The following is a 10,236-nucleotide window of genomic DNA, read 5'->3' as shown; positions in this document are numbered from 1 at the left end:
TACTGCAACTTGGCAGTGAGTTTCGGGACATTCTGCGTAGGATAGGTGGGAGACTTTGAAGTCGGGCCTCTGGGTTCGATGGAGTCACCGTTGAAATACCACCCTGGATGTTCTGGGATTCTAACCTGCGCCCATGACCTGGGCGGGGGACACTGCCTGGTGGGCAGTTTGACTGGGGCGGTCGCCTCCTAAATCGTAACGGAGGCGTGCGAAGGTTCCCTCAGCCTGATTGGAAACCAGGCGTAGAGTGCAAACGCACAAGGGAGCTTAACTGCGAGACCGACAGGTCGAGCAGGTGCGAAAGCAGGCGTTAGTGATCCGGTGGTCCCGAATGGAAGGGCCATCGCTTATCGGATAAAAGGTACTCTGGGGATAACAGGCTGATCACTCCTGAGAGTTCACATCGGCGGAGTGGTTTGGCACCTCGATGTCGGCCCATCGCATCCTGGGGCTGGAGCAGGTCCCAAGGGTTCGGCTGTTCGCCGATTAAAGCGGTACGCGAGCTGGGTTTAAAACGTCGTGAGACAGTTTGGTCCCTATCTGCCGTGGGCGAAGGATACTTGAGAGGAGCTGACCATAGTACGAGAGGACCTGGTTGGACGCACCTCTAGTGAGCCAGTTGTCACGCCAGTGGCATAGCTGGGTAGCTATGTGCGGAACGGATAACCGCTGAAAGCATCTAAGCGGGAAGCCGGCCTCAAGACAAGGTATCCCAGGCCGCAAGGCCTCTAAAGACCCCTCGTAGACCACGAGGTCGATAGGCTGGGGATGGAAGTCCTGTAAAGGGCGGAGTTGACCAGTACTAATAGGTCGTGAGGCTTAACCATGTCTCTAAGGCAAACATCGTTTGCACCGACCGCCGCGCATGCGCGAGCCGGTCGCGTGAAGCTCGCACCCAGGATTGGGTTTGCGAAGCTCGCGCTTTAGCAACCGTTTCGAAAAGACGATCTTTTCACTGACCAACAAGACACGGTCGGAAACGTGGAAACCCACAGTTTCCGGTGGTGATCTCGAGGAGGCCACACCCGATCCCATCCCGAACTCGGAAGTTAAGCTCCTCGGAGCCGATGGTACTGCACGGGAAGCCGTGTGGGAGAGTAGGACGCCGCCGGGATTTCTTATGAGGGCTCGAATCTTTCAGATTCGAGCCTTTTCTTTTTTGTCGCTGCGCATCGCGTGTGCGGCTGGGCGCCTGCGGCGTAGCGGTACAAGCTGCGCTGCGGGAACGTTCGACGCGGGGTTGTCGCTGCACATCGCGTGTACGACCCAGCGCCTACGGCGTATCTGCACAGGCCGCGCCGAGGGACGTGCGGCGTGGGGGTCGTCGCTGCGCATCGCGTGTGCGGCTGGGCGCCTGCGGCGTAGCGGTACAAGCCGCGCCGGGGGAACGGGCAGCACAGGTTTGTCGCTGCGCATCGCGTGTGCGACCCTGGCGCCTGCGGCGTAGCGGTACGAGCCACGCCGAGAGGACGTGCGGCATGGGTCGTCGCTGCGCATCGCGTGTGCGGCTGGGTGCCTACGGCGTATACGCACAGGCCGCGCCGAGGGACGTGCGGTGCGGGTTTGTCGCTGCGCATCGCGTGGACGACTCTGGGCGCCTACGGCGTAGCGGTACAAGTCGCGTCGAGGGGACGTGGGGCGGTGGTCGACGTTTCCGGATTAGGAGCGGCGGCGGCGGCGTGCGAAGAGGAGCGCAAATGCCAGGCTCGAAGCGGCAGTTGCGGGGCCCGTGCCGTAGCTTGTGCCGGCTGCAACGCAGTCGCACCCGTCGGAGCTGGGGCTAGCGGGATGGGGATCATCGCCGGCATCTCCGCCTGCGTTGGTGCCGGCATCGCGTGGACGGCTGCCTGCGTCGCGAGGGAGACCCGAATCGGGCGGACTTGCGTCGCCCGCATCTGCGTCGGTGCCGGCATCGCCCCCATCTGCGCCGGCGTCGATCTCGTCCTCCACCTCGTAGGCGCCGATGTCGATGGTGCCGGCGGCGATGCGTGGTTTTCCGCGTTGGTCGGTGGTGAGCAGCGCTGTGTTGTTTCCGGAGTTGATGGCGGGGCTGCCGGCGAGGAGCGCGTGCGTCTTCGTGAAACCGCCGTTGTCGGCGAGCGGGGCCGCCTGGGGTGCGGTGTTCGGCTTGTCGCTGGGGGCGTTCAGCGCGCATGTTGCGTCGCTGGAGAGGTTGTTTCCTTCGGTGACGATGCCCCCGCGGCCGAGCGAGCAGCGCGCGCCGGTGCCGCCGAGGAGCGTGTTGCGCAGATAGACCGTCCCCGCGTTGCTGGTCCAGATCGAGGGCGACGAGCTGCCGATGGCGGTGACATTGAGGAGCCGAAAGGTCACGCCGTCGCTGTATGTCCAGAAGTCGCCGGCCTGTCGGCCCGTGTTGCCCGAGAAGGTCGAGTTGCGGATGACCGCGGTACCCCCCTGGAGCTGCAATCCGCCCACGCCGCGGTCACTGCGGTTCCCCGAAATCGTACTGCGCTCGATGGTGAGCACGCGCCCGTCGGGCGGGAACACGATGGCCGTGACGGTGTTGTCCGCGATGGTCGTGTCGGTGATGGTGGTGGTCCCCGTCGCGTAGACCGCGCTGTACCTGCCTGCATTGTTCCGAATGACGCTGCGCGTGATGGATAGCTCGCCGCTCGCATAGATGGCGGAGGCGGTGTCCCCCGAGTTCTCCAGGAGGACGCAGTCGGAGAGGCTCAGGGAGCCGCCTCGAACGTCGATGCCGCCCACGCCGCCAATCGTTCCACCCTCGCCTCGGGCGATCGTCAGCCCCTGGATTTCGACGGCGGCGTTGGCGATGGTCAAGAGGGCGTATCGGGTGCCGGAGCCTCGTTGCACCGTCAACTTGGCCGCCCCTGGCCCGGTGATCGTCATCGCCTGCGCAATGTTGGGCAGCTCCGATGCCAGGCTGATGGTCCCCGTGACGGCTATCGGGATCGTATGCGGCCCCGGCGAGGCGTTCGCGCGCGTGATGGCGTCGCGCAACGTGCCGGCGCCGGAGTCGTTCGTGCTGGTCACGGGGAACGAGCCCGCATGCGCGGCATGCACCACCAATGTTCCACCCACCAGCGCGCCCAATGCTAGCCCATATCGCATCCGGCCAGACTATCGGCTGGTGCGCACAAAAAGAAAGAGCATCCAATACGAAGATTGGCGGACGATGGATTCGATTGTCGTCAGGGCGGAATTGGATTGTCAGCGGAATGGATTGGATTGTCGGAGCTGCGTCATTTATCGACGCAGAATCGGGCCATCCAAATGCCATGTTTGGGGGCGCAGCGAGACCTTGGGATCCCGTTCGATGGTGTGAGCCGGGGAGGGCGCGAGCCGATGCTGGCGCACGATCATGGCGGTGACGAGCTGGGCCTCCATCATGGCGAAGTGGCCGCCGATGCACTGGCGCGGGCCCCCGCCGAAGCGGAGATAGGCGAAACAAGGGCGGCTTCCGGCCTGGTCGGGAGAATCGCTCGGGATCGAACGTCTCGGGGGATGACCAGTACGCCGGGTGGCGGTGCATGACATAGGGGGAGATCTCGGTGATCACCCCCGCCTCGATGGGATAGCCGGCGATGGTGTCGGGGGCGATGGCCTCGCGCTCGAAGGGCCAGGCGGGCGGGTAGAGCCTCAAGGTCTCCTCGAGGACCTGCTTGGTGTACGTGAGGCGGGGTAGGTCCTCGATCGCGGGGCGCTCGCCGATGGTGGCCGCCTCGCGCGGACGCGGATGGTCGTCCCCCAAGATGCCGCTCGTGCGGCGCTCGTCGATGATCCGCTGAACGAGGCCGTCGAGGATGCGCATCGAGCGGCGAAAGCGGACATTGCGCGGGGTGGGGATCCACGCCGGCGGGCGAAGAACCGAGGCGGCAAACTCGTTGACGAAGTCGTTCACCTCGGTGACCGCGTCGCCGAAGGACTCGCCCTGGTAGGCGACGTCGGCGCCAAAGAGGGCGCGCCCCGCATCCGGAGGGTGAGCTGCGTCATTTCGGCGTGGTGTCGAAGGGCTGCCCGCGGGCATACGCTCCCAAGACTCGGCATCATGAAGATGCCTCTTGGCGCCCGACGCGCGTCGCGCGGGCCACCTCGAGCAGCCCTTCGCGCGACGAAGGATAGCGTGGGACGAAGCCGGTAGCGCGCAGGCGCCCATTCGAGAGCGCAGCGTTCACCAAGAGCGATTCGGTGAGCACGTCTCCAATGAGCACGCGCATCAGGGCGGCGGGCACCCGGCACACCTGCAGACGGCGCTCGAAGGCTTCGGCCGCGCGCCCATAAAAGGCGAGCCAGGGGAGGGGTTCGTCGTCGACGACGAAATAGCGCTGGCCCACCTCGCCGCGCGCCAGAAGATGCAGCAGCGCACGTGCGCAATCGTCGACGTGCACCACCGACGCATAGCGCGGCGGGCCGCTGACCATGTGAATGGGCTTTCCTTGCTCGAGCGGCGCCGTCACGTACTCACGAAACCAAGAGCCGTCTCCATAGACATATCCAGGAAATGCCACGATGGCGCGCAGTCCACCGGATATTTCGTCCGTGACGCGATCGACGGCCGGCGCGAAGTAGGGGCCGGAGCCTCTTGGTGTGGGGCGCGCGTCCTCGTCGTGCAGTCCTCGTTCGGAGCTCCCACCGAGGTCGCCGTAATAGCTCGTACCCGCCACGTAGATCATGCGCTCTACGCCGCGCGCGGCCTCGAGCAAATGACTGTCGAGCGCCAGCCTTTCCTCGCGATAGACCTCGGCGCGCGCCCGCGTGACGCGCCCCAAGAACGTTTCGGGCTGCGCAAGATGCACAATCCAACGCGCGTAACCTGCGATGTCTCTCCAAGAGTCCGGCCGCGCGAGATCGCCCCATACAGGCACGGCGCCATTGGCGATGACCTTGCGGGCCGAGCGCTCCGAGCGAACCAAAACGTGCACCTGCATACCACGTGCGACCGCGTGGCGGACGAGTGACGTACCAATGAATCCCGTTCCACCGCATACGAAAAGCAAGACCATAGGTGTTGCGAATCGTTCAATCATGCAAGTTGGATTTGTGCGGCAATGGTGTTTTCTCGTTGCTCATTTTGCTCGCGATGCGCGGCGCGGGCCAGCATGGCCCGAAGTGTACCAAATAGGCTCTCGGCCGTGTACCACGGTACGGTGCATGTACCATTCTTGGTACACCCTCCGCCGCTCCGTTAATCTTGATTTCGCCGAGCTCGTCGACCATTGTAAACTGGTGCGTAAATTGGTTGCTCGGGCGCCGGCTCGAACTTGGAGAAGGCATCATCCGATATGTAATCCCCACGCCATTGGTCAAGCGCGGCGCCCACGTGATCCTCGCCGCCCGCCGCGGATCGTCTCGAGCGCCTGGGCGCCGCGCTCGATGCGCAATATGGTGTTCGAACGGCGCGTATCCCGCTCGATCTCGCGTCGGACGGCGCGGCCGAGCACCTCTTCGCCAAGGCCGCCCAGGGGCCGAGGCACTTATGCGTTCATTTGCAATGCCAGCCGCTATTGGTTCGGCCCCTCCACCGACATGGACGAGCCCACGGTGGCCGCGATGTGGTGGCTCAACGTGTTTACCCCGTCGAGCTCCTCCGGCGATTTCTCGCCTACCACGATCCGCGCGGCGGCGGCGGCGCGCTCATCGTCTCCAGCATTGGCGGCACCTTTCCCTCTCCGATGCCATCGCTCGACAGCAGCTCCTTGCGCTGACCCGCGACCTCTGGGGGTAGAGCGCGGCGGCCCGCGCGCGGGCGTAACCCTCACAGTGTGCCTCCCCGGCGGAATGCTCACCGATATGCGGACATCCTCGTCGGTCCTCCTCGAGCTGCGCAAGCACTCCATGGCGATGCGCTCGATGATGCCCCCCGATCTCGTCGCGCGAGGCGATCCCCGAGCACATGGTCGCCAAAGGCGCCGCCTGCATCGATGGCGTCCGCGGCGATTGGGAAGGCTGGGAGGCGGGAATGGCCCGACTTCGAGCTTCGACTTGGATGACGGCGAGGCGCCGGACATCGCGGCCTATCGCGAGCTTCTTCGACGAACTTTCCACGTCAACCACGCGTGCCATGAGCTTCGATGAACGCGACGAGCGCTTGAAGCGCGGTCGGTACTTTGGTTTCCATGGTAACGACCTGGTGTGCGTGCCCGTCCTTCTCCACTGTAATGGTATGGGTTCGCGATGGAAGCGTACGGGCACGTTTTTTCCGTCTCCCCAGCACTCCAGGGAGGTGAAAGAAAGCCGCCGCGCGGACCAGCTCTTGGAGCCGCACCGACAGATGGGGGGCGATCCTCTCCGTATCGAGCGCAATCGAGGCCAAAACATCGGGGGCAGGGGGCATCCCTCCGTCCGTTTTCAATGTAACTCGCATTTCCACCTCACGAGCGCGCGCAGCCCAGCAATCGAGCACCGTGGCCAGCGGAGCCCGGCGGGCTCGCGGGTGATCCGTGAAGCCCAGCAATCGACGACTGCGGGGGCGCGATTGGATATGGGATACCGCCATCGTCTTCGCTCGTCCAAATCTATTTAAGCTCGCCATTCGAATGCGAAACCATGCCATGGAAGCTCGAACGAGATGCGCTCGGCACGGTGCCGCTCGATGCATCGTGCACGACACGATGGAGTGGATTGCAATGGTTTGAAGTGCAATCGATTTCCGCTCCCCGCGTTCGCGCGCCGGCGCTGCGCAGAATGTATATGGACACCCCACGAACCATCCCGTGTAGGAGAGGTGGCAACCCGCTCGCGAAAACGTGCACTCTTGGCGGTCTCGGGTGGCTCCGGGAGCGCGCATGCTCGCGGCGACCAGGGGATGTGTTCACCGTGTACGGCTGGCACGACCGTGCGCGAGCCGCGCCGTTTCGGGTCACGGTCGGGCGAGCCGGCGATGCACCGCCGTCCCAGAAATATTCGATGCGCGCGCCGTCGTTTTTTTGATCGAAAACGCTCGCTCGGGTGTCCCTCGGATCATGCTTCGACTTACGTCGCTCGTACCGCAAGCTCGTTATCCTGTATGGCATCGGCTCTTGGCGCTCTCGGTCGCATCGGGTGGCGTGATTTTCTGCTTCGCTTCCCTCGCTTCCTGCACCGGCCACCCGGCGATGATCGACCCGCCGTGCGTCGGCAATTCCTTTTCGGGCGACGAGCATCACCCCGTCTCTTGTACCCAGTATTATTCGTATCGGCTCGACAGGACGATCTTCGAAGTTGGCCCGACGAAGGACGCCGGTGACGGGGGGCCGAGCCGGCCCGTCTCCGTCGTCCACTTCGACTTCAAGGAGCTCGACTCCGATCGCGCGGGTTACGTGGAGCTCAATTTCGACGATGCCCCGGAGTCCCGCACGTATGCGCTGAACGATCCTGCCATTCGGAGCCTCTACGTTCGCGCGCCCGGCGCCCAACTTCGGGTCGGCGAGCCCGCGTTTCTTCCGCCGAGCGACAGCCCCGAGCTGGAAGCGACCGCCATCGGACGTATCGCGTTCCGCAACTTACCCACCCGCGAAGAAATTCGCGAGACGGTAAAGCAGAATGGCGGGGACCCGTACGTTCGGCTCGATGGACCCCAAGTCCGCGCGCGGTTCGAAATTCGCCTCCGGCCGAACGACCCAGCGCTTCCAGAGCGGGAAATCCTGCTCGAACGTTGAATGCCGAGCGCCGGGCGCCGCGCACCGGAGCGCGAAGAAGAACGAAGAGAGCTTAGAAAATCAAAGACGTTTAACGAAAGTTGACTTGCGTGAATCGATTCCATCGAATGCGTCGTACCCCGTTCTTTGCGCGCCTGCGTCGTCGCCCGCTCTTTGCGCGCCTGCTTACGCTCTTCGTCGTGCTCGGCAGCGTCGCGCCCGCCATGGCTCAAACGCGCGCAGCACCGCCCCCGAGGCCAGCGCCGCCCTCCGCGCCCATCGTTCCGCCGCAGCTCCTGCACGCCGAGCCTCTGCCTTATCCCGAGGGCGCACACGGAGAGTCGGTGGTCGTCATCGAGCTGACCATCGATTCATCCGGCACCGTCGAAAATGCGATCCTCGCCTCGGGCGAGGAGCCCTTCGCCACGATCGTGCTCACCCACGCGCAGGGCTGGAAGTTCGCTCCCGCGCGGCGCGGCGATGTCGACGTCGCGGCCCGCACCCGCATGCGCATCGAGTTTCACCCGCCGCCGGATTCGCACGACCCCGCGCGCGGAACGCCCGACATCGACCCGCGCGCCGCCAAAGCGCCTTCGCGCGCGAACGCCGTCATCGAGCGCGAAGCGGAGGTTTACGTTCGCGGCGAGCTCCCCGAGCCGGGAAAGGTCACGGTGACCCGAGACGAAGTCCGGCAAATGCCAGGTGCGTTCGGCGATAGCTTCCGCATGTTGGAGGCATTCCCCGGCGTCACGCCCGTGGTGAGCGGCCTCCCCTTCTTTTATGTGCGCGGTGCCCCGCCCGGCAATACCGGCTACTACCTCGACGGCGTACGTCTCCCGCTGCTTTACCACGTAGCCTTGGGCCCCGGGGTGGTCCATCCCGGGCTGATCGATCACGTCGATTTCTTCTCCGGGGCCCCTCCCGCTCCCTATGGCCGCTTCACGGGCGGAGTTCTCGCAGGGCGCACCCGAGCTCCGGCCACCGCGTTTCACGGCGAGTGGAACGTGCGCCTGCTCGACAGCGGCGCCCTCGTCGAAGCGCCCTTTGCCGAAGGGCGCGGGAGCGTGCTCGTCGCCGGGCGATACGGCTATCCCGGGCTCATCGCCTCGCTCGCATCGGATGCGCGGATCGCGTATTGGGATTACCAAGCTCGTATCGCGTACAAGCTCACGGACGTGGATACCGTCAGCGCCTTCGTGTTCGGGAGCTCGGACTACCTCGGTATGCTTCGAGAGCAGGACCGAGGAGTGTATTCCGTAGGGCAGGGCCCCCCCAGCCGAGAAAAAAAAGAAGAGCAGGTCTTCAAATCGACCTTTCATCGGCTCGACCTTCGCTACGACCACCGCCTCGGCCGCGCCGGGAATGTGCGCGTGGCCTTGACCCTGGGGGCCGATCAATCGGGCACGGATCTTCAGGGCAACGAGATCAAAGAATACGTGCAGGTCGGCAATGGACGGATCCGGTCCGTCGCGCTTCGCACCGAGATCGAGGGTAACGTCGCGGAGAATGCCCGCGTGCGCGCCGGCGCCGACGTCGCCTGGGACCACACCGATCTGCTCGACGTGTCCGGCAATCCGCTGGTGCCCGGGAGAAGCTCGTCGACCTTTCGCTATGCGCCGCGAAACGATGTCACCCTCGGAGCGTACGCCGACGTCACCTGGAGGCCATGGCGCCGCGTGGAGATCGTCCCGGGGGTGCGCGCCGATGTTTTTACCTCGCGCCGGCCCGATCAACCCGTCGTCCAAATCTTGGATCGCGTGCACCCCATCGGGGCGCCGGCGAGCGCGGTGGTGGCCATCGATCCGCGCCTCGCGGCCCGGATCGGCATCGCCCAGGGCATCACCTCGATCACGACCTTCGGGCTGACGCATCAACCGCCGAGCACCTTGGTCCCCATGGCCGGCCTCTCCTTGAGCGAACGCCGCGACGTATTGCAAACATCCATTCAGGGGAGCCAAGGGTTCGAAGTCGCCTTGCCATGGGATTTTACGGCTACCGGCACTTTCTTTTTGCACGAGTACCGCAATTTGAGCGACGCCACCGCCTCGTGCGGCCGGATCCCCTACGATGCGTGGGAGGATCCATGCGTCTCCCGGCGCGTTCGCGGCCGCGCCTTCGGCTTCGAGCTGCTCGTTCGCCGCGCGCTCACCCGCAAGCTGACGGGCTGGCTCTCGTATACGCTCTCGCGCTCCACCCGCGAGGGGTTCGCCATTGGAAGCGCAGGGCACACCCCCATCGATATTCCGCAGAGCACCCTGGCGGAGTTCGACCGTACGCACGTCCTCAACCTCGTGGGCGCCTACGATCTCGGAAGGAATTGGCGCGCGGGGCTTCGCCTCACGCTGTATTCGGGCCGCCCCACCCCCCGCTTCGACAAGGAGGGTGATCCCGCCGAGGACGCACCCACCGGGCGCCTGCCGGGCTACTATCGATTCGACGTCCGGCTCGAGAAGGCGTGGCGGATCGGAAGAACCGGGCGCATCTCCTTCGTGCTCGAAGGGCTCAATGTCACGCTGAACAGAGAAGATATCGGCGTTTCGTGCGTCGCCACCCCGGACGGCAAATCACGAGTCTGCCAACCGGATCGCATCGGCCCCGTGGCCTTTCCGAGCATCGGCCTCGAGGGCAGCTTTTGACC

At 64.8% G+C, this 10,236-nt stretch carries 5 protein-coding genes and 2 rRNA genes (1 of these 7 cut by a window edge); 5 read left to right on the top strand and 2 right to left on the bottom strand.

What is annotated here, in order from left to right; translation table 11 throughout:
* Together LZC94_27850 and rrf are read left to right on the top strand one after the other, a co-directional pair.
* Positions 1-827: ribosomal RNA gene (locus tag LZC94_27850) — 23S ribosomal RNA — on the top strand; it begins 2,134 nt to the left of the window's first position.
* Positions 828-997: 170 nt separating this feature from the next.
* Positions 998-1,114 (top strand): 5S ribosomal RNA (gene rrf / locus LZC94_27845).
* Between the two features lie 545 nt (positions 1,115-1,659).
* Here rrf and LZC94_27840 read toward each other — a convergent pair.
* Together LZC94_27840 and LZC94_27835 are read right to left on the bottom strand one after the other, a co-directional pair.
* Positions 1,660-3,093 carry a right-handed parallel beta-helix repeat-containing protein gene (locus tag LZC94_27840; GenBank protein ID WXB11663.1) on the bottom strand — a complete coding sequence of 478 codons (1,434 nt, stop codon included), beginning with the start codon at positions 3,091-3,093 and terminating at the stop codon, positions 1,660-1,662.
* Positions 3,094-4,028: 935 nt separating this feature from the next.
* The gene (locus LZC94_27835; GenBank protein WXB11662.1) at positions 4,029-4,985 is read right to left on the bottom strand and encodes an NAD-dependent epimerase/dehydratase family protein; all 957 of its coding nucleotides are present in this window, start codon (positions 4,983-4,985) and stop codon (positions 4,029-4,031) included.
* Between the two features lie 549 nt (positions 4,986-5,534).
* On the opposite strand from LZC94_27835, the gene LZC94_27830 reads away from it, so the two are divergent.
* The 3 genes from LZC94_27830 to LZC94_27820 all read left to right on the top strand — a co-directional run bounded on the left by LZC94_27830 (position 5,535) and on the right by LZC94_27820 (position 10,234).
* The gene (locus LZC94_27830) at positions 5,535-5,687 is read left to right on the top strand and encodes a hypothetical protein (GenBank protein WXB11661.1); all 153 of its coding nucleotides are present in this window, start codon (positions 5,535-5,537) and stop codon (positions 5,685-5,687) included.
* A gap of 1,389 nt (positions 5,688-7,076) precedes the next feature.
* Positions 7,077-7,619, top strand: coding sequence for a hypothetical protein (locus LZC94_27825; protein ID WXB11660.1), 543 nt, complete (start codon positions 7,077-7,079; stop codon positions 7,617-7,619).
* Positions 7,620-7,726: 107 nt separating this feature from the next.
* Positions 7,727-10,234, top strand: coding sequence for a TonB-dependent receptor plug domain-containing protein (locus LZC94_27820; protein ID WXB11659.1), 2,508 nt, complete (start codon positions 7,727-7,729; stop codon positions 10,232-10,234).
* Positions 10,235-10,236: the final 2 nt, after the last annotated feature.

The organism is Sorangiineae bacterium MSr11954 (assembly GCA_037157815.1).
Taxonomy (GTDB): Bacteria; Myxococcota_A; Polyangia; order Polyangiales; family Polyangiaceae; genus Pendulispora; species Pendulispora albinea.
The sequence above is the reverse complement of the archived record's forward strand: the minus strand, read 5'-3'. Positions and strand labels throughout refer to the sequence as shown.